Raw genomic sequence first — 19,011 nt, 5'->3', positions numbered from 1 at the left:
GCGTTTTCGGCCGGTCTCGCTTGAGAAAGATACGACATGCCAAAACGAGTGTTGCTTGGTGCCCTCCTGGCTTGCGGCCTCACGGCCTCGGCGCTGGCGCAAGAGCCGAGGACGGGGGGCGTGATCAACGCCGTGATCCAGCCCGAGCCGCCCGGCCTGATGCTTGCGCAGGTCCAGAACGGCCCGACTCAAATGGTCTCGGGCAACATCTTCGAGGGCCTGCTGCGCTACAGCCCCAAGCTCGAGCCGCTGCCGGAGCTTGCCGAAAGCTGGAGCGTCAGCGAGGACGCCAAGACCTACACCTTCAAGCTCAAGAAGGGCGTGACTTGGCATGACGGCAAGCCCTTCACCGCCGCCGACGTGCTGTTTTCGATGGAGATGCTGAAGCAGACGCATGCGCGTGCCCGCACCAATCTGGCGCAGGTCGACAAGATCGAGACGCCGGACGACTATACGGTGGTGTTCACGCTGAAGCAGCCGTTCGGACCGTTCCTCGGCATCTTCGAGGTCGGCTCGATGCCGATGGTGCCGAAGCATCTCTATGAAGGCACCGACTGGAAGACCAACCCCTACAACAACGCGCCGGTCGGCACCGGCCCCTTCATGTTCAAGGAGTGGCAGAAGGGCTCGTTCATCCGCCTGGTCAAGAACCCGAACTACCACGAAAAGGGCAAGCCCTATCTCGACGAGATCTACTGGCAGATCATTCCCGACGCGGCCGCGCGCTCGGTGGCGTATGAGACCGGCAAGGTCGACGTGCTGCCCGGCGGCTCGGTCGAGAATTTCGACGTGCCGCGGCTGTCCAAGCTGAAGGACACCTGCGTCACCGGCGCCGGCTGGGAATTCTTCTCGCCGCTCGCTTGGCTGTGGCTGAACAACCGCCAGGGGCCACTCGCCGACAAGCGGGTGCGGCAGGCGATCATGTATGCGATCGACCGTGATTTCGCCAAGGACGTGATCTGGAACGGGCTCGGCAAGGTGGCGACAGGCCCGTCCGCCTCGACCATCAGGTTCTACACCGACGACGTGCCGAAATACCCTTACGATCCGGCCAAGGCCAAGGCGCTGCTGAAGGAAGCCGGCTACAAGGGCGAGAAGATCCGCCTGCTGCCGCTCGCCTATGGCGAGACCTGGCAGCGCTGGGGTGAAGCCGTGAAGCAGAACCTCCAGGACGTCGGCATGAACATCGAGACGATCGCCACCGACGTTGCCGGCGGCAACCAGAAGATCGGCGACTGGGATTACGATATCGCCTTCACCTATCTCTACCAATATGGCGATCCCGCGCTCGGCGTCGGCCGCAATTATATCTCCAGCAACATCGCCAAGGGGCAGGTCTTCAACAACGTCGAGGGCTACTCCAACCCGGAGATCGACAAGCTGTTCGCCGACGGCGCGACCGCGACCCCGGATTCCAAGCGCAAGGAGATCTACGAGAAGGCGCAGAAGATCCTGGTCGAGGACGTGCCGGTGGCCTGGATGCTGGAGCTACAATTCCCGACCATCACGCGCTGCAAGGTCAAGAACCTGATCACCACGGGCATCGGGGTCAATGACGGCTTCAAGGACGCATGGCTGGACAAGTGAGCGTGCGCCTTCCTTCACCTCTCCCCGCTTGCGGGGAGAGGTCGACGCACTCGCAGAGCGTGGCGGGTGAGGGGGTACAGGTCCGTCAGCATTCTCACGCGTGGAGAGAGGCCCCTCACCCCAACCCTCTCCCCGCAAGAGCGGGGCGAGGGAGCGCACTGCCCCAGCGGCTCCAGGTCACGCTACAAGATATGAATCTCTAGATGCTCTCCTTCGTCGCTCAGCGTGTCGTGAAGGGCGTGATCGTCCTGCTCGCGATCGTCGTCCTCAATTTCTTCCTGATCCGGCTTGCGCCCGGCGACCCCGCGGTCGTGATGGCGGGCGAGGCCGGCGCCAGTGACCAGGTCTTCGTCAAGCAGCTGCGGGAAAAGTTCGGCCTCGACAAGCCGCTGCCGGAGCAGCTCTTCATCTATGTCAAGGGCGTCGTCACGCTCGACCTCGGCTTCTCCTTCCGCCAGCAGGCGCCGGTCGCCAAGCTGATCGGCGAGCGGCTGCCGGCGACGCTGCTGCTGACACTGACGGCATTCGCGATCTCGCTCATGCTCGGCGTTCTCTTCGGCAGCTTCGCCGCGCGCTTTGCCGGTACCTTCCTCGACACGGCCATCACCGTGTTCGCGCTGATCTTCTACGCCATGCCGATCTTCTGGGTGGCGTTGATGGGCATCCTGCTGTTCTCGGTCACCATGGATTGGCTGCCGAGCTTCGGCTACGAGACGGTCGGCGCCAACCTCACCGGCCTTGCCCACGCCGTCGACGTCGCAAAGCACCTGATCATGCCGGCGATGACGCTCGGCCTGTTCTTCATGGCGACCTACACCCGCATGACGCGCGCGTCGATGCTGGAGGTGAAGCGCCTCGACTTCGTCAAGACCGCGCGTGCGAAGGGCCTCTCCGACGCCGTGATCCAGCGCCGCCACGTGCTGCGCAACGCGCTGCTGCCGGTCGTGACGCTGGCCGGTGTGCATTCCGGAACGCTGATCGGCGGCGCCGTCATCACCGAGACCGTGTTCGCCTGGCCCGGCATCGGGCGCCTGATGTACGACGCGCTGCTGCAGCGTGACTACAACCTGCTGCTCGGCGTCTTCGTGATCTGCTCCGCCATGGTGCTGATCTTCAACCTCATCACCGACCTCGTCTACCGCCTGGTCGACCCGCGCATCGAATTCGCCTCATGAAACAGTTCTGGAAATCGATGCTGAAGAGCCCGAGCGGCGTCGTCGGGCTCGTCATCCTTGTCCTCGCGATCTCGGTCGCGGTGTTCGGGCCGATGCTGTTCCCGAATTCGCCCTGGCGGATGGTGCAGCGGCCGTTCCTGCCGCCGTTTACGCTCTCGACCGTGCCGCTCGGCACCGATGCGCTCGGCCGCGACGTGTTCGCCGGCATGATCTTTGGCGCTCGCGTCTCGCTGCTGGTCGGCCTCGTCTCCACGCTGGTCGCGCTGGTCGTCGGCGTTCCCATCGGCGCCATGGCCGGCTATTTCGGCGGCAAGGTCGACGACGCCCTGATGCGCTTCACCGAATTCTTCCAGACCATTCCGAGCTTCGCGCTCGCGATCGTGCTGGTCGCGATCCTGCAGCCCTCGATCTATTCGATCGTGGCCTCGATCGCGGTGGTGAGCTGGCCGCCGGTCGCCCGCCTCGTGCGCGGCGAGGTGCTGTCGCTGCGCACGCGCGAATATGTCCAGGCCGCCGTCGTCACCGGCCAGAGCAACACCTGGATCATCCTGCGCGAGATCCTGCCCAACGCGCTGTCGCCGGTGATCGTGCTGGCCTCGCTGATGGTGGCGACCGCGATCCTGCTCGAATCCTCGCTCGCGTTCCTTGGGCTCGGCGATCCCAATCTGATCTCCTGGGGCTACATGGTCGGCGCCGGCCGCACCGTGATCCGCCAGGCCTGGTGGATCACGGTGTTTCCCGGCGTCGCCATTCTGATCTCCGTACTCGGGCTGAACCTGATCGGCGAAGGCCTCAACGACGCGCTCAATCCGCGCCTGTCGCGGGAGGGCCGCTGATGATGACCGCCCCGCCCGCCGTCTCGATCAAGAATCTGCGAATCGCGCTGCCCAAGGGCGCCGAGCGTCCGTTCGCGGTCGACAGCGTCTCGCTGGATTTGCGGCCCGGCAAGATCGTCTGCGTCGTCGGCGAGTCCGGCTCCGGCAAGTCGATGTGCGCGCATGCGCTGATGGGCCTGCTGCCTGATACGGTCACCGTCACCTCCGGCGAGATCCAGTTCGAAGGCCGCGACCTGCTCAAGCTCGATGACGACGGCTGGCGCGATCTGCGCGGCCGCCGCCTCGCGATGATTTTTCAGGAGCCGATGACCGCGCTCAATCCGTTGATGCGGATCGGCGACCAGATGGCGGAGATGTTCGAGGCCCACGGCCTGCTGACGCCGAAGGAGCGGCGCGCCAAGGCCCTGTCGCTGGCGCGCGAGGTCGGCCTGCCCGACCCCGAGCGCATTGTCCGCGCCTATCCACACCAGCTCTCGGGCGGCCAGCGCCAGCGCGCCATGATCGCCATGGCGCTCGCGCTCGAGCCTGCGGTGCTGGTCGCGGACGAGCCGACCACTGCGCTCGACGTCACCACGCAGGCGCAGATCCTGAAACTAATCCGCAACCTCCAGCGCAACCGCAACATGGCGGTGATGTTCATTACCCATGATTTCGGCGTGGTCGCCGACATCGCCGACCAGGTCGTGGTGCTCCGGCATGGCAAGGTCGTCGAGGAAGGCCCCGCTAGCTCCGTCTTCAACAATCCGCAACACGACTACACCAAGGCGCTGCTCGCCGCCGTGCCGTCGATGGACCCGCCGGCGCGTGAGCCGCTCGACGACCAGGCCAGGGCCGTCGAGGTAATCGGGCTGAACAAGACCTATGTCACCTCGGGCGGCTGGTTTCGCGAGGACCGCCGCGTCGATGCCGCGCGCGAAGTCAACTTCAACATCCTCAAAGGCGAGACGCTCGGCCTCGTCGGTGAATCCGGCTCCGGCAAATCGTCGGTGGCGCGCCTGGTGATGCGACTGATCGAAGCCGACCACGGCACGGTGCGGATCGGCGAGACCGATCTCACGCAGCTCTCGGGCAAGGCGCTCCGCGCCGAGCGCCATCGCATCCAGATGATCTTCCAGGATCCGTTCGCCTCGCTCAATCCGCGCCGCAAGGTCGGGCACATCATCGCCGACGGTCCGATCGCAGCCGGCATCGACCCGAAAGTGGCGTTCGACCGCGCCCGCGATCTGCTCAAGATGGTGGGCCTAGATGCCGGCGCGCTCGACCGCTACCCGCATGAATTCTCCGGCGGCCAGCGTCAGCGCATCGGCATCGCGCGCGCGCTCGCGCTCGAACCGGAGATCATCGTCGCGGATGAGGCCGTCTCCGCGCTCGACGTCTCCGTGCAGGCGCAGGTGCTGCGACTGCTCGAAGACCTCAAGGCGCGCCTTGGCCTCTCGATGCTGTTCATCACCCACGATTTGCGCGTCGCCGCGCAGATCTGCGATCGCATCGCGGTGATGCAGCGCGGCGCCATCGTCGAGCTGAAGCCGACCGCGCAACTGTTCGCCGCACCGGAGCACGCCTATACGCGCGAGCTGCTGGCGGCGGTGCCCGGGCGGAACGAACGCGCGCCGGCGGCGTGAGTCGGCCGATCCCGGTTGCTACCTGGCCGGAGGGTTGGTGTTTTTCCAGGTGGGGACTGAGTTGGTCACGCCGACCGATGGCTGATTGGACGTTCCGATCGACGGCGCCGTGACGGTTCCGACGGTCTGTCCGGAGCTTCCATAAGTTGTGCCTTGCGTTGTTGGCGCTCCGGAAAGACCGCCCGTGTTGCTTTGGGTGCCCGCCGCAGACGTCTGCGCGCCTGCAGCGAATGGCGATGCCGCAAATCCAACCGCGATAAGTACCGCAATCGAGCGTCTCGTTCTTGTCATGGCTGATCCTTTCGGGCGCGGTGTCTCAGTCGCGTCGGCCGTTCGCTCGTCGAACCACCCGTGCACTGAGCAATCCTACAACTCCACGCGCGCGAAAATGTGCCGCAAGACGATCACACTGCAGGGCCTGGCGCTCCATCACGATGGCGCGACGAGCAGCTCTGGTCGAACAGGGGCGCACTCCCCGCCCCTTAACTCGCTGCCGCGCCGCGGTGCCGGGACACAAGCAGCGCGCGCCGGCAACGTCAGGCCAGCTCATGGCTAAGGTATTCCGCTCCTCTTCGTGCAACGGAGCAGTCACGGGCTTTTTATCCCTCGTGACCGACCGCACAGATGCGAAACAGAGGCCGACACCCCAGATTCGCATGGAATGATTTCCATCATCTGATGATGGATTTCCGATCCATTGGAGCCGATATGGGCCAGGTTATTCAGTTTGTCTCGAAATCCGACCGCGAGCGCATTCGCCTCATTCAGGAGGCTCGCGCGATCTACGACAGCATTTTTCCGCCAGCTGATCCGAGCGAGCGGCAGGACAAGGCGACGATCGGCCGCGCGGCCAGCGGCGACGCAGGAAATCTGGCGTGATCAAGATCATCGCGGTGCTCTGCAGCCTCTCCTCTCCGACAAATTGTCACGAGCAGATCGTCACCACCTCGGACTTTGCCAACGTCTCGATGCAGTCCTGCATGATGGGCGCGCCGCAGCTCGCTGAATGGATGAACCAGCATCCGGCTGAACGCCTGGCTGGATGGCGCTGCGTGTTCGGTCAACAGACCGGCAGGGGCGCCTGAGGCCACAGGCCGCCTGATCGGGGGCGGCGCCATCCAGTTGAACCGTGACGAGCATGCATCGCCAGGCTAGAATGGCGGCGCTGCTTGGCAGAGGGGGACGCCGGATGGAGGTCGCCAGCCTCGTTCTTCCCGTGTTCGCAATCATCGTCACCGGCTGGCTTGCCGGCGAAGTCGGATATCTCTCCCGCTCGCTTGCGGACGCGCTGGTGCATTTTGCCTACAACGTGGCGATGCCGGCGCTGCTGATCGTCACGATCGCCCAGGAGCCGGCGCGCAACCTGCTGGAATGGCGCTTCCTGCTCGCATTCGGCGGCGGCTCCCTGCTCTGCTTCGCGCTGGTGTTCCTGGCGGTCCGCGCAGGCGGCAAGCACGATCTCGCCAGCAGCACGATCCATGGCATGGCGGCGGCCATGACCAATACCGGCTTCGTGGCGCTCCCGATCCTGCACGCGATCTACGGCCAGCCCGCCGTCTTGCCCGCCGCGGTAGCGACCGTGTTCGTCGCCGGCGTGATGTTTCCGCTCACGGTCATCCTGCTGGAAAGGGACGTGCGCGGCCCTGCGCATTCGGCCGGACTGGTGAAGCAGATCCTGCTCAATCCGATGGTCCTGTCGACGCTGATCGGTCTCGTCTGGGCGATCACAGGCTTGCCGATTCCGGCGCCGGTCGCGGCCTATCTGAACATCATTGCCGCCGCGCTCACGCCCTGCGCGCTGTTTGCCATCGGGCTTGGCCTGTCGCTCGATGGTCTGCGATCCAACCTGAAGGCATCGTTCGCGCTCGCGACCGTGAAGCTGGTGGTGATGCCGCTGATCGTCTACGGACTTTGCGTGGTCACTGGTCTCAATCCGCTCTACACGGTCGCCGCCGTCATATGCGCGGCCGTGCCGACGGCGAAGACCGTCTATGTGCTGGCGCACGAACACAAGGTCGAGGAGAAGCTGGTCGCGGCCACCGTCTCGGTCACGACGATGCTGTCGGTCGCGACATTGCTGGTCGCGCTCTACCTGCTCTCCGACCTCGCACCCGGCACGCGTTGACGGTCACCGGCGCGCCTGGCGACGTGTCCTCTATCTCGTGGTGTTGCTCCAGGTCGGCACCGCATTGGTCACGCCGACCGACGGCCAATTGTACGATCCGATCGAGGGCGCTGTGACAGTCCCGACCGTCTGTCCGGACGATCCGTAGGAGGCCCTGGGCTGCGCGACCGGCAATGCGGCGGCGCCATAGGTCGGGGCCACCACGCCCGTGCTGTAGTGATGCCGGCTCGGCCGGGCCTTCTTCGCTTCGGCTGCGAAGGGCGCGGCAAGCAGTCCGATGGTGATGAGTGCGGCAATGGCGGGTTTGATGCTTGTCATGACTGTTCCCTTCATTGGCTGCGAGCCCATTGTGGCAGGTGTTCATTCAACGCAAAATTTCCATAGGCACCCGTTCATAACTTCGTGCACGCCCGAATGGGCAACGCCGCCGTGGCTATCGTCGCTTCGGGCGACACGCCTTGCGGCCATGTCGCTCCTTGACTGTCGCGACAGAGTGCATCAGCTCCTTGAAGGCGACTATCGCCGGATCGTCAGCGAGCGCGTGGTCGGACCGCGACTCCAGATGCTCGACCACGGCCAGCAGCGCGTCCGCGATCTGTCCGATCTGCTTGCCGTAACCGGCGACATCCGACAGCACGTCCTTCTCGACATCTGGCGCCGAGGATTGCCCCACCGTGATGTTGACGAGGCCGAACTGGCCGCCGGTGGGACTGAAGAACGACGGATAAATGGACTGGACGACATCCCCCGACAGGGGCAGCTTGAACACAGGCATGCGATTTCGCCTCGCTGATGCTCGACCGGCACGGACACACTATCACGAGCACCCGCCTTCGGATGGACCCGAATCAGCGCTAGTGGATTGCCTTCGGTGACTTCCCTGGACGCAAACAGCATGACCGGCCCCGAACTGAAGCAGCTCCGCAACGACCTTTCCGACGCGCTCGAGCGCAAGCTCACCGCGGCCGACATGGCCAGGCTTTGCGGACTGCCGGCGCAGGGCGGCGCCGATACCATCCGGCGCTGGGAGGTTCGTGGACCGACGCCGTCCGCGACCAAGGTGCTGCGCGTGCTCGCGATGGCGAGCGAGCGCTATCCGATCATGGAGAAGTTCGACGTCTTCGATCGCCACGACGTCCGCGAGGAGGACCGGCCCGCAAGGCGCGCGGCCTTCCGCGCGCAGATGCGCGATGAGGTTCGGCGGCGGCTTGGTTAACGACGGACGTGCGCAAGTTACCCGAGACGTGCGACGTTAAGCCTTCCTTCACCACTTCTTAAGCCGACATTAAGCACGAAAATCATTTACAGCCCAATAAGTTAGGTTGGCTGTCGTTGTGCCATGCATGTGACAGCATTTTCGTCAAAAGCGAGCTATCTGCAAAACCAACGACGGCGCGGACAGCGCGCCTGCCGGGGACCAAAGTGCTGGAGTTCAAGACGATGAAGAAGATTTTGTTTGCGACCGTTGCCCTGCTCGTGGTGGGCGCTGCCGCGCCGGCCGTCGGCGCCGATCTCGGCAACCGCAACTATTACAAGGCACCCGCGCCGGCCTATGCCGCGCCGATCTACAACTGGACGGGCTTCTATATCGGCGGCCATGTCGGCGGCGCGTTCTCCAGCGACAACAATTTCAACGGCCTCTCCACCGGCAACAACGGCAACGGCCGTTTCCTCGGCGGCGTGCAGGTCGGTGCGGACTGGCAGTTCAACCCGAACTTCGTGGTCGGCGTCGAAGGCCAGTATTCCTGGCTTTCCGGCAGCGTCGGCGCTGTGTTTCCGGGCGGCATCGCCTACAGCAACGACCAGCGTGGCCTCGGCTCGATCACCGGCCGCGTCGGCTACACCTGGGGTCCGGGCCTGCTCTACGTGAAGGGCGGCTACGCCTATTCCGACAACAACGAGAAGGTGACCGTCGGTGGCGTGCCGACCGCCTTCCTCATCACCGGCGATCACCGCAACGGCTACACCGTCGGCGCGGGCCTCGAATACATGTTCGCCCCGAACTGGTCGGCCAAGGCCGAGTACCAGTACTACAATTTCGGCGACGCGAGCTTCACCGGCGGTCCACTGGCGGGCACCGGCAGCTTCACCACCGACGACCACACCATCAAGGCGGGCGTCAACTACCGCTTCAACTGGGCCAACTCGTCGGTCGCGCGCTACTGATCGCGCCTCAAAAATCTCTTCATCATCAAGGGCCGGCAACTTTGCCGGCCCTTTCTTTTTTCGCTGTGCGGAACCAGCGCAACCGATTGTGCAACTTGCGATTTTTTAACCCGACCCAGGGATACTCCGCGGCGAAAATATAAAGATCACGCGTGGGGGAATTTCGATGGCGATCCGTCTGGGTGCTGGCCGTGTCCTTGGCCGTCTCAAGCCTCGTTTCAAGATGCCAAGGTGGGGCGTGCGCGGCAGCCTGTTCGCCGCCTTCGCATTGATCGCGGGCATGGGCCTCGTGATCGCAGCCGGCGCCGGCTTCGTCTTCAATCACCTCGGCGCGACCATGATGGATCTGAGCGGCCGCGACATCCCGCGCCTCTCCGCCAGCCTGCAGCTCGCCTCGCAAAGCGCGACGCTCGCGGCGCAAGGCCCGGGCCTGCTGGCATCGCCCTCCGACGAGGCGCTGAAGGAACGCACCAAGAGCGTGAAGGACATCCAACAGCTCGCCATGGCCAAGCTCGGCGAGATCATCGAGCTCGGCGCCGACAAGCAGATCGCAACCGCGCTGCGCGACACCGCCAAGAGCATCGACGAGGCGACCCAGAGCCTGGTGTCGGCCGCGCGCGAGCGGCTCGAGACCGGCGCGTTGCATGACAAGCAGTATGAGGCGCTGCGCAAGGCGCAGCTCACCTTCGTCGGCGCGGCCGGTCCTGCGATGCTGGACGCACAGACGCGCCTGAACGCGATCCTCGGCGCGGCGGAAGTTTCCGCCGATGATGCGACTGAGGCCGCCCGCACCGTCTCCCAGGTCGCGACAATCTCCGCCAACGGCAATCTGATGGCCGCCGACATGATGGCGGCGCTGTCGGCCAACAACAGCGACACGCTGGAGGCGATCGAGAAGGAGTTCAAGGCGACGCGCGACCGCGTCAAGTCGAACCTCGAGGACCTCCCGAACATGCCCTCGATGCAGACGGTGCGCGACGCCGTGCAGAAGCTGTTCGCCTTCGGCGAGGGCAAGACCGGCGTGTTCAAGATCCGCCAGAAGGAGCTCGACGCCATCGACTACGGCCAGACCATTCTGGACGAGACTCGCAAGCTCAATGTCGGTCTCGGCATCAGCGTGCAGCAGCTCGTCGACGGCGTGCAGAAGGAGACCAACGCGTCGACCTTCCAGGCGCGCCAGGAGATCTCGCTCGCCACCACCGCGATGCTGGCGCTGGGCGCGCTGATGCTGGTCGGCTCGGCGCTGTTCGTCTGGCTCTATGTCGGCCGCAACATCCTGCGGCGGATCGGCGCGCTGCATCAGTCGATGCAGCTGCTCGCGAACGGCGACCTCGAGACCGAGATCTACCGCTCGAAGCACCACAATGACGAAATCTCGGTGATGGCGAACACGCTGCAGGTGTTTCGCGAGAGCATGATCGAGGCCCGCGCGATGTCGAGCGAGCAGGACAAGGACCGTGTCGCCAAGGCCGAGCGTGCCGGGCGCATGGAAGCGAAGATCGCCGAGTTCGAGGGTGCGGTACGCAACGCGCTCGACAATCTCGCGCAGTCGGCCAATTCGATGCAGTCCACCGCGCAGAGCATGTCGAACACCGCCGACCAGTCCAACGCGCTGGTAAACGCGGTCGCCTCCGCTGCCGAGGAGACCTCGGTCAACGTGCAGACCGTGTCATCAGGCACCGAGCAGCTGTCGTCCTCGATCGAGGAGATCAGCAAGCAGGTCGTCACCTCGGCCGCGATCGCCAGGAAGGCGGTCGACGAGGCCGGCGCCACCGACACCACGGTGCAGAGCCTCGCCGACAGTGCGAGCCGCATCAGCGTCGTGGTCGACCTGATCCAGACCATCGCCTCGCAAACCAACCTGCTCGCGCTCAACGCCACCATCGAGGCGGCGCGCGCGGGCGAAGCCGGCCGCGGCTTCGCGGTGGTCGCCTCCGAGGTGAAGAGCCTCGCGAACCAGACCGCCAAGGCGACGGAAGAGATCCGCACCCAGATCGCCAGCATGCAGCAGGTCACCACCTCGGCGGTGGGCGCCATCCAGGGCATCGGCCGGATCATCGGCGAGATCAACGACGTGACCACGACGATCGCCGCCGCGGTCGAGGAACAGGGCGCAGCCACCCGGGAAATCGCCCGCAACATCCAGCATGCCGCCGGCGGCACCAGCGAGGTCTCCAGCAACATCATCGGCGTCTCCACGGCTTCGGCCGAAGCCGGCGCGGCGGCGAGCGAAGTGCTGGGCGCCTCCGACGCGCTCCGCCGCGAAGCCGACATGCTGCGCGGAGAGATCGACGCGTTCCTCAACAATATGCGGGCGGCGTAAGCCGCCGGCCCGTGGCCCGGATGGAGCGCCGCGTAATCCGGGCTACGGAAAACTGCAGGTATGACCGCCATGCGGAGACCACGGCCCGGCCTTTTTCGGCTGGCGCCCCGCGCCCGGCGGGTTTAAGCCGGTAGCATGAACCCGAAAACCGACACCGTGCAGTCCTCGGCCGAGGCCCTGCGCTATCCCTGGGAACAGCATCCCGGCCCCGAAGAGGTCGTCGAGGTGCGTCCCGGTGTGTTGTGGGCGCGGCTGAAACTGCCGTTCCGCCTCAACCACGTGAACATCTACCTGCTCGCCGACGGCGACGGCTATGCCATGGTCGATGCCGGCTTCGGCAATGAAGAGACGATCGAGGCCTGGACCAAACTGTTCGAGGGGCCGCTGAAGGGCGTCAACATCACGCGCCTGATCGTCACGCATTCGCACCCCGATCACGTCGGCCTCGCGGGCTGGATCGTCGAGCGGTTCAACTGCCCGCTGGTGATGTCGCAGGTCGAATATCTGCAATCGGTCTACCACCAGAACCGCGGCACCGAGGAGCGGCGCGAAGCCCAACGGCTGTTCTTCCGCCGCCACGGCATGGACGAGTCGCTCACCGAAAAGCTGCTCGGCCGCGGCCAGGACTATCTCAAGCGCGTCTCGGTGCTGCCGCCGTCCTACCGCCGCATCTCGCACGGCGACGAGATCGTGATCGGCACCCGCCGCTTCAAGGTCATCACCGGCGGCGGGCACGCGCTCGACCAGGTGATGCTGTATTGCGCCGGCGACAAGCTGTTCCTCTCCGCCGACCAGGTGCTGAGCAAGATCTCGCCCAATGTCAGCGTCTGGGCGGTCGAGCCCGACCAGAACTCGCTCGGCGAATATCTGGCCTCGCTCGCGAGCCTCACCACCACCCTGCCCTACGATCTGCTGGTGCTGCCCGGCCACGGCGTGCCGTTCTATGGTCTGAAGACCCGCATCAAGCAGCTCGCCGACCATCACGAGGAGCGCTGCCGCCTGATCGCGGAAGCCTGCAGCGAGGTGCCACAGACTTCGCGCGCCCTGGTGCCTGTCGTGTTCAACAAGCACGTGCTGGACGAGCATCAGATGGGCTTTGCCGCCGGCGAGCTCGTTGCCCACGTCAACTACATGATCGTCGAGGGCCGTCTGACGGCGGAGACGAAAGACGGCGTGCTGCAGTTCCGGACGACGTGAGCCACGGCGTCATGGCCGGGCTTGTCCCGGCCATGACGAGTTTGTGGAAGCGGCTCACTTCATATTGGCGATCGCGTGCAGCGCCGCGATGTAGCCGAACGGGCCAAGCCCGCAGATCACACCGGTCGCCACGAACGAGATCTTCGAATGCCGGTGATATTCGTCGCGGGCGTGGATGTTGGAGATGTGGACTTCCAGCACCGGGCCTTCGAAGGTCTTGATCGCGTCCATGATCGATACCGAGGTGAAGGAAAGACCGGCCGGATTGATGATGATCGCATCGGCATCCTGCCGCGCCGACTGGATCAGATCGACCAGCACGCCTTCATGGTTGGACTGGTGGAAGGCGAGCTTGAGCCCGAGCTTGGCAGCCGCTTCCTCGCAGCTCGCATTGACCTCCGCGAGCGTGGTGGTGCCGTAGATGTGCGGCTCGCGGATGCCGAGCATGTTGAGGTTGGGACCGTTGAGGATCATCACGCGCTTCATGGACAGGTCTTTCCAAAAGTTAGCCACCGAACCACTTGGCCGGGCCGGTGACGAGAACGGGAAACAGCGTCAGCAAGGCTAGCACGACGAGCTGCGCGATCATGAAGGGCCAGACGCCGCGGATCAGATCATCCATCGAGACGCGGGCAACGCCGCAGACGACGTTGAGCACGACGCCGACCGGCGGCGTGATCAGGCCGATCGCATTGTTGATGATGAAGAGCACGCCGAAATAGACCGGGTCGATGCCGGCCTGCTTGACGATCGGCATCAGGATCGGCGTCAGGATCAGGATCGTCGGCGTCATGTCCAGCGCGGTGCCGACGATGACGACGATGATCATCAGAATGAAGGTGAGGAGTGTCTTGTTGCCCGCGAACGGTTGCACGAGCGCCACGATCTGGTCGGAGATCTCGGCAACCGTGATCAGCCAGGACGATACCAGCGCCGCGGCGACGAGGAACATCACGACAGCCGTGGTCTGCGCGGTCGAGACCAGCAGTGCCGGCAGTTGTGCCGGCCTGAGCTCGCGATAGACGCCCATCGCCACCACCAGCGAGTAGACGGCGACGACGACGGCCGCTTCCGTCGGCGTGAAGATGCCAAAGCGCAGGCCGAAAATGATGATCATCGGCAGCATCAGGGCCCAGAAGCCGTCGATCAGCGCGCGCCAGATCTCGGTGAGGCTCTTGCGCGGCAGGCGCGCCGGATTCTCCTTGCGTACGACCCACCACCAGGCAAAGCACAGGCCGGCGCCGAGCAGCAGGCCGGGCACGATGCCGGCCAGAAACAGCTTCGAGATCGAGACATTGGCGGCGACGCCGAAAATGACGAAACCGATCGACGGAGGAATGACGGGCGCGATGATCCCGCCGGCAGCGACGAGGCCAGCCGCGCTGGCGCGATTGTGGCCGGCGGCGGCCATCATCGGCACCAGGAGCGCACCGAGCGCCGCGGCGTCCGCGACCGCCGAGCCCGACAGCGAGGCCAGGATGCATGACGTCAGGATCGCGACATAGCCGAGCCCGCCGCGGAAATGGCCGACCAGGGCGATGGCGAAGTTGAGGATGCGGCGCGCCAGGCCACCGGTGTTCATGACCTCGCCGGCGAGGATGAAGAACGGCACGGCCATCAACGGGAAGGAATCGACGCCGTTGATGACGTTCTGCGCGATGATCTGGGAGTCGAACATCGCGAGATAGGTCATCAGCGCGATGCCGCAGATGATCAGCGCAAACGCGATCGGCAGGCCGATCGCCATGGCGCCGAGCAGCGAGAAGGTGAAGACGGCGATAGTCATGCCTGCGGCTTTCCGCTCGCGGCGCCAGGAGAATGCGGGAGCTCCTCGGACTCGCTGATGGCGATCAGATCGGCATCGGCGATCTGCCCGGTCACGAGCCGATAGAGCTCATGCACGATGATCACGCAGGAGGAGGCGCCGAACACGATCCCGGCAGCGTAGAACAGGCCGACCGAGAGCCCCGAGGCGGGCGCCACCGTATCCCAGTTCAACACCGTCTGCTTCCAGGAGCCCTCCGTCAGCAGCACGGAGGCATAGAGCATCAGCGCGTGGCTGAGGCCGTAGCAGACCTTGCGGCCGAACGGCGACAGCACCTTGACGAGGCTGTCGACGCCGAGATGGGCATGCTCCTTCAGGCCGATGATCGCGCCCAGAAACACCATCCACACGAACAGCCAGCGCGACAGCTCTTCCGAGATCGCTATCCCGGAATTGAAGCCGTAGCGCAGCACGACGTTGCCGAACACCAGCACCACCATGGCGACGAGCAGCACCGCGATCACCGCGCGGAGCAGCCGGAAATAGGCGTCGACCATCGTTTTCATCATGTCCGTCCTGCTGCGCGTCGGCTTACGGCTTCAAGGCGTGCACGCGGTCGAGCTCACTGTTGAACAGCTTGACGATGGCGGGGTCGTAGTCGGCGGAGAATTTTTCCGCGATCGGCTTGGTCTTCTCGCGCATGCGGTCGAGCTCGACGGGTGCGATCTCGTTGACCGCCATGCCCTTGGCCTTGAGCTCGTCGATCGCGGCCTTGGCCTGCTCGCGGCTGACCTTGCGCTGGTAGTCGCGCGCCTCGATCGCGGCGTCCTGCAATATCTTCTGCTCGTCAGGCGAAAGACCGTCCCAGAATTTCTTGCTGATCAGGATGATGTTGGTCGAATAGGTGTGGTTGGTGACGCTGAGATACTTTTGCACCTCGAAGAACTTGTTCGACAGGATCACCGAGAACGGGTTCTCCTGGCCGTCGACGGTGCCCGTCTCCAGCGCGCTGTAGAGCTCCGAGAAACTCATCGGCACCGGGTTGGCGTTGAAGGCCTTGAAGGTCTCCAGATAGACCGGGTTCGGGATCACACGGATCTTGATGCCGCCGAGGTCCTCGCCCCTGGTGATGGCACGCTTGCTGTTGGTGACGTTGCGGAAGCCGAGATCCCAATAAGCGAGACCAACCAGCCCCTTCTCAGGCAGCTTTGCCAGCAGCGCCGCGCCGAGCGGACCATCGAGCAAGGCGTCGGCCTGCTGCGGCGTCGAGACGATGAAGGGGAAATCAATCAGGCCGTAATCCTTGACGATGCCGACCAGCGACGTCGTCGCCGGCGACTGCATCTCCTGGGTGCCGGCGCGCAGCGCCGATTGCTGCTGCATCTCGCTGCCCAGCTGGTTGGCCGGATATTCGCGCACCTTGATCTTGCCGCCACTTTTCGCCGCGACGATCTCGGCGAATTTCTGCACGCCCTTGCTGACGGGATGGTCGGTGTTGTTGAGGTGCCCCCAGCGGATGGTGCGCTCCTGAACGGCCTGCGCCGAGGCCGGCCCCATCGCGCCCAAGGCGACCGCGCCGATCGCCGCCACCAAAGCCAGACCTTTGAACCGAACGGGCATCGCCCCCTCCCCTGTTGATCTCGTTCTTAGGGACGGGAACGTCTTATATGACGAATTATAAATCAACCTATATTTTTAATTTTGTCTGATATTAAAAGAAACACTTGATAAAATTACGAAATTTGGCAAAACGCACGTCCAACGCGCTAGGATGAGGCATGGACACCCTTCCCGACACGACCGCCGAGACGGTGGGCGATAGCGCCTATCGCCGCATCCGCACCGACCTGATCTTCGGCAAGCTGACGCCGGGGCAGAAGTTGAAGCTCGAGCGGATGAGCAGCGCCTATGGCACCAGCATCTCGACGCTGCGCGAGACGCTGAACCGGCTGTGCTCGGAAGGTTTTGTCGTCGCCGAAGGCCAGCGCGGCTTCGAGGTCGCGCCGATCTCGGCGACCGAATTCCAGGAGATCGCTGAGCTGCGCGAGCTGCTCGAGGGCCACATGATCGAGAAGTCGTTTGCGGCCGGCGATCTCGACTGGGAGGCGCATATCGTCTCAGCGCACCACAAGCTCGCGGCGATGGAGCGGATGCTGCTGTCAGGCGAGCGATCCGATGCGGAGAGCTGGAAACAGTGCGATTTCCAGTTTCACCGCGCGCTCGTCGCGGCCTGCGGCTCGAAGGTGCTGCTCGATGCGCATGCCGCGGTCTATGACCGCTATCTGCGCTACCAGATGATCGCCGTGGTGTTCCGCGGCGAGATGGCGGCAGCCGAGCATCGCGAGTTGAAAGAGCTGGCGCTGAAGCGCGACGCCGAGGGCGCGAACAAGGTGCTGCACACCCACATCCATGATTGCGTGGCGCATGCCTTGCGCAATTCGGATTGGTTAAAGCCGGTGGCCGCCGTCAAGGAGGCGCGTGCCGAGCCGCGCAAGAAGGCCAAGGCCGGGTAGGCCAGCACCTCGACGGATGGTGCAAAGCAACATTGCCTCTCGCGCGAACTTGATCGGGATCAAGTTTCAAATCGCACGATAGGGCATTTTGCCCAAATGCTCCCCATGCCCAAATGTGGGAAAGCGCATAGACTCTAGAGCTGGAAAAGCTCTAAGAAGATGCGCCCTTTTTGGTCAGTTCCGTCTTAGGTTTTGCCGATGGATTACGCCCAGTTCTTCAATACCGCCCTCGATCGTCTCCACACCGAGCGGCGCTACCGCGTGTTCGCCGATCTTGAACGCATCGCCGGCCGGTTCCCGCATGCGCTGTGGCACTCGCCCAAGGGCAAACGCGACGTCGTGATCTGGTGCTCCAACGATTATCTCGGCATGGGCCAGCACCCGAAGGTGGTCGGCGCCATGGTCGAAACCGCGACCCGCGTCGGCACCGGCGCAGGCGGCACCCGCAACATCGCCGGTACGCATCATCCGCTGGTGCAGTTGGAGGCCGAACTCGCCGATCTCCACGGCAAGGAAGCGTCGCTGCTGTTCACCTCGGGCTATGTCTCGAACCAGACCGGCATCGCGACCATCGCGAAGCTCATTCCGAACTGCCTGATCCTGTCGGACGAGCTCAACCACAATTCGATGATCGAGGGCATCCGCCAGTCCGGCTGCGAGCGCGTCGTGTTCCGCCACAACGACCTCGCCGACCTCGAAGAGAAGTTGAAGGCCGCAGGTCCGAACCGGCCGAAGCTGATCGCCTGCGAGAGCCTCTATTCGATGGACGGCGACGTCGCCCCGCTCGCCAAGATCTGCGATCTCGCCGAGAAATATGGCGCGATGACCTATGTCGACGAGGTCCACGCCGTCGGCATGTACGGCCCGCGCGGCGGCGGCATCGCCGAGCGTGACGGCGTCATGCATCGCATCGACATTCTCGAAGGCACGCTGGCCAAGGCGTTCGGCTGCCTCGGCGGCTACATCGCCGCCAACGGCCAGATCATCGACGCCGTGCGCTCCTACGCGCCGGGCTTCATCTTCACCACGGCGCTGCCGCCGGCGATCTGCTCGGCCGCAACCGCCGCGATCAGGCATCTGAAGACCTCGAACTGGGAGCGCGAGCGCCACCAGGACCGCGCCGCCCGCGTCAAGGCGATCCTCAACGCCGCCGGCCTGCCCGTGATGTCGAGCGACACCCATATCGTGCCGCTGTTCATCGGCGATGCCGAGAAGTGCAAGCAGGCGTCCGACCTGCTGCTGGAACAGCACGGCATCTACATTCAGCCGATCAACTATCCGACGGTAGCCAAGGGCACCGAACGCCTGCGCATCACGCCCTCGCCCTATCACGACGACGGCTTGATCGATCAGCTCGCCGAAGCGCTCCTGCAGGTGTGGGACCGCCTGGGTCTGCCGCTCAAGCAAAAGTCGCTGGCGGCGGAGTAGGCTTGCTTCCACCCTCCCCTCGAGGGGGAGGGTCGGCTCACATTGAGCGCAGCGAAATGGGAGACGGGGTGGGGTGACAGTCTCTCCACGTCCGACGCTGCTGGTGCGGAAAGATTACCCCGCTCGCGCTTCGCGCGATCGACCCTCCCCCTCCAGGGGAGGGTAAGTGCCAGTGCCCGCCCGCTTCACCTTAACGACAACCCCAGTTCCCGCCCCGGTACGGCATTTCGCTGTCGCTTGCGCCCGCCCAACGCGCTAGATTTGCAGGGGAAAT

20 protein-coding genes are annotated in these 19,011 nt (G+C 64.5%); 13 read left to right on the top strand and 7 right to left on the bottom strand.

What is annotated here, in order from left to right; genetic code table 11:
* The first annotated feature begins 36 nt into the window (after window positions 1-36).
* The 4 genes from AB7008_RS04745 (at window position 37) to AB7008_RS04730 (ending at window position 5,220) form a co-directional block, all read left to right on the top strand.
* Window positions 37-1,587, top strand: coding sequence for an ABC transporter substrate-binding protein (locus AB7008_RS04745; protein ID WP_038942205.1), 1,551 nt, complete (start codon window positions 37-39; stop codon window positions 1,585-1,587).
* A gap of 203 nt (window positions 1,588-1,790) precedes the next feature.
* Window positions 1,791-2,762 (top strand): ABC transporter permease, encoded by a 972-nt coding sequence (locus AB7008_RS04740; protein WP_304494671.1) that lies wholly within the window; start codon window positions 1,791-1,793, stop codon window positions 2,760-2,762.
* Window positions 2,759-3,598 (top strand): ABC transporter permease, encoded by an 840-nt coding sequence (locus AB7008_RS04735; RefSeq protein WP_028160040.1) that lies wholly within the window; start codon window positions 2,759-2,761, stop codon window positions 3,596-3,598. Before AB7008_RS04740 ends, AB7008_RS04735 begins: the two co-directional genes overlap by 4 nt.
* Before the next feature lie 2 nt (window positions 3,599-3,600).
* Window positions 3,601-5,220 carry an ABC transporter ATP-binding protein gene (locus AB7008_RS04730; RefSeq protein WP_441261185.1) on the top strand — a complete coding sequence of 540 codons (1,620 nt, stop codon included), beginning with the start codon at window positions 3,601-3,603 and terminating at the stop codon, window positions 5,218-5,220.
* 18 nt (window positions 5,221-5,238) lie between these two features.
* Here AB7008_RS04730 and AB7008_RS04725 read toward each other — a convergent pair whose 3' ends face one another.
* Window positions 5,239-5,511 (bottom strand): hypothetical protein, encoded by a 273-nt coding sequence (locus AB7008_RS04725; RefSeq protein ID WP_441258524.1) that lies wholly within the window; start codon window positions 5,509-5,511, stop codon window positions 5,239-5,241.
* Window positions 5,512-5,898: 387 nt separating this feature from the next.
* Between AB7008_RS04725 and AB7008_RS04720 the strand changes: the two genes are divergently transcribed.
* The 3 genes from AB7008_RS04720 to AB7008_RS04710 all read left to right on the top strand — a co-directional run bounded on the left by AB7008_RS04720 (window position 5,899) and on the right by AB7008_RS04710 (window position 7,345).
* Window positions 5,899-6,099 carry a hypothetical protein gene (locus AB7008_RS04720; protein ID WP_441261298.1) on the top strand — a complete coding sequence of 67 codons (201 nt, stop codon included), beginning with the start codon at window positions 5,899-5,901 and terminating at the stop codon, window positions 6,097-6,099.
* Entirely contained in the window at window positions 6,096-6,305 is a 210-nt protein-coding gene (locus AB7008_RS04715; protein WP_014498468.1) for a hypothetical protein, read from the top strand. The genes AB7008_RS04720 and AB7008_RS04715 overlap by 4 nt, the downstream gene beginning before the upstream one ends.
* A gap of 104 nt (window positions 6,306-6,409) precedes the next feature.
* Complete coding sequence (locus AB7008_RS04710) at window positions 6,410-7,345, top strand: AEC family transporter (protein ID WP_441258523.1); 936 nt, start codon at window positions 6,410-6,412, stop codon at window positions 7,343-7,345.
* 30 nt (window positions 7,346-7,375) lie between these two features.
* Here the strand turns inward: AB7008_RS04710 and AB7008_RS04705 are convergent, their stop codons facing one another.
* Together AB7008_RS04705 and AB7008_RS04700 are read right to left on the bottom strand one after the other, a co-directional pair.
* Complete coding sequence (locus tag AB7008_RS04705; RefSeq protein ID WP_028160037.1) at window positions 7,376-7,663, bottom strand: hypothetical protein; 288 nt, start codon at window positions 7,661-7,663, stop codon at window positions 7,376-7,378.
* A 115-nt stretch (window positions 7,664-7,778) separates the two neighbouring features.
* Complete coding sequence (locus AB7008_RS04700; RefSeq protein ID WP_014498471.1) at window positions 7,779-8,120, bottom strand: hypothetical protein; 342 nt, start codon at window positions 8,118-8,120, stop codon at window positions 7,779-7,781.
* Between the two features lie 120 nt (window positions 8,121-8,240).
* Here AB7008_RS04700 and AB7008_RS04695 point away from each other — a divergent pair, with 120 nt between their 5' ends.
* The 4 genes from AB7008_RS04695 (at window position 8,241) to AB7008_RS04680 (ending at window position 13,031) form a co-directional block, all read left to right on the top strand.
* Entirely contained in the window at window positions 8,241-8,561 is a 321-nt protein-coding gene (locus AB7008_RS04695) for a hypothetical protein (protein ID WP_038933676.1), read from the top strand.
* 224 nt (window positions 8,562-8,785) lie between these two features.
* Entirely contained in the window at window positions 8,786-9,511 is a 726-nt protein-coding gene (locus AB7008_RS04690; RefSeq protein WP_441258522.1) for an outer membrane protein, read from the top strand.
* A gap of 166 nt (window positions 9,512-9,677) precedes the next feature.
* Window positions 9,678-11,834, top strand: a complete 2,157-nt coding sequence (locus AB7008_RS04685; RefSeq protein WP_441258521.1) for a methyl-accepting chemotaxis protein — start codon at window positions 9,678-9,680, stop codon at window positions 11,832-11,834.
* A gap of 135 nt (window positions 11,835-11,969) precedes the next feature.
* A complete protein-coding gene (locus AB7008_RS04680) occupies window positions 11,970-13,031 on the top strand; it encodes an MBL fold metallo-hydrolase (RefSeq protein ID WP_028160033.1) in 1,062 nt (353 codons plus the stop codon).
* A gap of 54 nt (window positions 13,032-13,085) precedes the next feature.
* Here AB7008_RS04680 and aroQ read toward each other — a convergent pair whose 3' ends face one another.
* The 4 genes from aroQ to AB7008_RS04660 are packed head-to-tail and all read right to left on the bottom strand — an operon-like array spanning window position 13,086 to window position 16,416.
* Window positions 13,086-13,517 (bottom strand): type II 3-dehydroquinate dehydratase, encoded by a 432-nt coding sequence (gene aroQ / locus AB7008_RS04675; RefSeq protein WP_264621823.1) that lies wholly within the window; start codon window positions 13,515-13,517, stop codon window positions 13,086-13,088.
* Window positions 13,518-13,536: 19 nt separating this feature from the next.
* Entirely contained in the window at window positions 13,537-14,817 is a 1,281-nt protein-coding gene (locus AB7008_RS04670) for a TRAP transporter large permease subunit (RefSeq protein WP_441258520.1), read from the bottom strand.
* Window positions 14,814-15,362, bottom strand: coding sequence for a TRAP transporter small permease (locus AB7008_RS04665; protein WP_441261184.1), 549 nt, complete (start codon window positions 15,360-15,362; stop codon window positions 14,814-14,816). Before AB7008_RS04665 ends, AB7008_RS04670 begins: the two co-directional genes overlap by 4 nt.
* A 25-nt stretch (window positions 15,363-15,387) precedes the next feature.
* Window positions 15,388-16,416, bottom strand: a complete 1,029-nt coding sequence (locus AB7008_RS04660; RefSeq protein ID WP_441258519.1) for a TRAP transporter substrate-binding protein — start codon at window positions 16,414-16,416, stop codon at window positions 15,388-15,390.
* 158 nt (window positions 16,417-16,574) lie between these two features.
* Between AB7008_RS04660 and AB7008_RS04655 the strand changes: the two genes are divergently transcribed.
* Window positions 16,575-17,309, top strand: a complete 735-nt coding sequence (locus tag AB7008_RS04655; RefSeq protein WP_441258518.1) for a GntR family transcriptional regulator — start codon at window positions 16,575-16,577, stop codon at window positions 17,307-17,309.
* A 198-nt stretch (window positions 17,310-17,507) separates the two neighbouring features.
* Window positions 17,508-18,737: a 5-aminolevulinate synthase gene (gene hemA, locus AB7008_RS04650; RefSeq protein WP_014498481.1), complete on the top strand. Its 1,230-nt coding sequence runs from the start codon at window positions 17,508-17,510 to the stop codon at window positions 18,735-18,737.
* The last annotated feature ends 274 nt before the right edge of the window (window positions 18,738-19,011 follow it).

The organism is Bradyrhizobium sp. 521_C7_N1_3, assembly GCF_052075975.1.
Taxonomy (GTDB): domain Bacteria; phylum Pseudomonadota; class Alphaproteobacteria; order Rhizobiales; family Xanthobacteraceae; genus Bradyrhizobium; species Bradyrhizobium japonicum.
This window is presented reverse-complemented; position numbering and strand designations above follow the sequence as displayed.

What these genes read in the sequence shown, in the direction of transcription:
- aroQ (WP_264621823.1), bottom strand. Translation starts at nt 13,517, where the DNA reads ATGAAGCGCGTGATGATCCTCAACGGTCCCAACCTCAACATGCTCGGC.
- AB7008_RS04720 (WP_441261298.1), top strand. Translation starts at nt 5,899, where the DNA reads ATGATGGATTTCCGATCCATTGGAGCCGATATGGGCCAGGTTATTCAG.
- AB7008_RS04670 (WP_441258520.1), bottom strand. Translation starts at nt 14,817, where the DNA reads ATGACTATCGCCGTCTTCACCTTCTCGCTGCTCGGCGCCATGGCGATC.
- AB7008_RS04725 (WP_441258524.1), bottom strand. Translation starts at nt 5,511, where the DNA reads ATGACAAGAACGAGACGCTCGATTGCGGTACTTATCGCGGTTGGATTT.
- AB7008_RS04680 (WP_028160033.1), top strand. Translation starts at nt 11,970, where the DNA reads ATGAACCCGAAAACCGACACCGTGCAGTCCTCGGCCGAGGCCCTGCGC.
- AB7008_RS04685 (WP_441258521.1), top strand. Translation starts at nt 9,678, where the DNA reads ATGGCGATCCGTCTGGGTGCTGGCCGTGTCCTTGGCCGTCTCAAGCCT.
- AB7008_RS04695 (WP_038933676.1), top strand. Translation starts at nt 8,241, where the DNA reads ATGACCGGCCCCGAACTGAAGCAGCTCCGCAACGACCTTTCCGACGCG.
- AB7008_RS04735 (WP_028160040.1), top strand. Translation starts at nt 2,759, where the DNA reads ATGAAACAGTTCTGGAAATCGATGCTGAAGAGCCCGAGCGGCGTCGTC.
- hemA (WP_014498481.1), top strand. Translation starts at nt 17,508, where the DNA reads ATGGATTACGCCCAGTTCTTCAATACCGCCCTCGATCGTCTCCACACC.
- AB7008_RS04740 (WP_304494671.1), top strand. Translation starts at nt 1,791, where the DNA reads ATGCTCTCCTTCGTCGCTCAGCGTGTCGTGAAGGGCGTGATCGTCCTG.
- AB7008_RS04700 (WP_014498471.1), bottom strand. Translation starts at nt 8,120, where the DNA reads ATGCCTGTGTTCAAGCTGCCCCTGTCGGGGGATGTCGTCCAGTCCATT.
- AB7008_RS04710 (WP_441258523.1), top strand. Translation starts at nt 6,410, where the DNA reads ATGGAGGTCGCCAGCCTCGTTCTTCCCGTGTTCGCAATCATCGTCACC.
- AB7008_RS04730 (WP_441261185.1), top strand. Translation starts at nt 3,601, where the DNA reads ATGACCGCCCCGCCCGCCGTCTCGATCAAGAATCTGCGAATCGCGCTG.
- AB7008_RS04690 (WP_441258522.1), top strand. Translation starts at nt 8,786, where the DNA reads ATGAAGAAGATTTTGTTTGCGACCGTTGCCCTGCTCGTGGTGGGCGCT.
- AB7008_RS04660 (WP_441258519.1), bottom strand. Translation starts at nt 16,416, where the DNA reads ATGCCCGTTCGGTTCAAAGGTCTGGCTTTGGTGGCGGCGATCGGCGCG.
- AB7008_RS04745 (WP_038942205.1), top strand. Translation starts at nt 37, where the DNA reads ATGCCAAAACGAGTGTTGCTTGGTGCCCTCCTGGCTTGCGGCCTCACG.
- AB7008_RS04665 (WP_441261184.1), bottom strand. Translation starts at nt 15,362, where the DNA reads ATGAAAACGATGGTCGACGCCTATTTCCGGCTGCTCCGCGCGGTGATC.
- AB7008_RS04655 (WP_441258518.1), top strand. Translation starts at nt 16,575, where the DNA reads ATGGACACCCTTCCCGACACGACCGCCGAGACGGTGGGCGATAGCGCC.
- AB7008_RS04705 (WP_028160037.1), bottom strand. Translation starts at nt 7,663, where the DNA reads ATGACAAGCATCAAACCCGCCATTGCCGCACTCATCACCATCGGACTG.